The sequence below is a fragment of the Pareuzebyella sediminis genome (assembly GCF_008367235.1).
GTDB lineage: Bacteria > Bacteroidota > Bacteroidia > Flavobacteriales > Flavobacteriaceae > Pareuzebyella > Pareuzebyella sediminis.
Genome location: NZ_VTZS01000020.1, coordinates 1 through 1194 on the forward strand (window position 1 = coordinate 1; position 1194 = coordinate 1194).

The 1194-nt window shown below is 38.8% G+C and carries 1 protein-coding gene; it reads right to left on the reverse strand.

What is annotated here, in order from left to right:
• Positions 1-15: 15 nt before the first annotated feature.
• Entirely contained in the window at positions 16-981 is a 966-nt protein-coding gene (locus tag F2B13_RS20325; RefSeq protein WP_149275101.1) for an IS110 family RNA-guided transposase, read from the reverse strand.
• Positions 982-1194: the final 213 nt, after the last annotated feature.

Here is a 1194-nt window from a genome sequence, read left to right on the forward strand (position 1 = left end):
AAAAACAAATGAAATTTAGCTCAACCTACCCACATAATTTCGATCATAATCCATACCTGATTTTGATATTCCATAAGCTTGTTTAATAAGTTTATTACAGACAGCTATCAACGCAAGTTTTTTACTCTTACCCTTACTAACGATCCGGTCGAATAAGGCCCTGCATTGGGGATTATGAACACAGGCAGTAAAACTGCAAAGAAATAAATGATTGCGCAGCAGAGGATCTCCAATCTTACTGATTCTAGTCCTTCCTTTCACACTACTACCTGAACTTCTTTCATTGGGAGCCAATCCAAAAAAAGAGGATACCTGGGACGCACTCTCGAAGTCACGGAAACCATTGGTCGAAACTATCAAAATCATAGCTGTCTTCCTACCTATTCCCGGTATGGTGTTCAATCTCGAATACAAGCTTTGTTCGTTCGATTTTATCAACTGCTCCACTTCAATCTCGAGCAGGCCTATTTCCTTGTCCAAATGTTTTATTTGTCTCCTTATCGACCTCACAAGTTTATCCTTTGCCCCACCACCTGTCACTAAAGAGTGTAACATGTTCTTAAGGGCCGTACGTTGCTTGAAGAAGAGTCTTATAGCACCTTGATGCCTTTTACATTCCACAATATAACCGGCCTCTGGAGTCCATAGGGACAAAGGTTGTTCGGTAGCATATCTAAATATCATCTTTGCGTCGCTCTTGTCCGTCTTTACATAATTCAACTTCATCTGAATGAAACGTTTTATGACCAAGGGGTTCACTACGCTCAAACGAATCCCATGCTCATGTAGATAAATGGACAAACGTTGATGGTAACAACCTGTAGCTTCCATGACACACCAATGTTCTGCTGAAAGCCTTTTCTTGAACAAGGAAAATCCATTTTGATCATTACCGAACTGAAAATGCCCGGATTCAGAATCATAGACATCTATAGTATCCTTTGAAATGTCGATCCCTACGTAAATTGCAATATTATCCATATCTTGATTTTATAAAGAACAATACCATATCCATACAGCATCCTAAAAACAGGTTCAAAAGACCTAGAGAACTGAACGTATTGTATAGGTAAAAGAGCAGGGATTTTCATTGTTAACGGAATCGGAAGTTCCTACGGCTATAGTAACCTTACTCTGCTCTTTTGTTCTTTGGTTTTAACTAATATAAATTAATCAAAGACAAACTTAGGATGG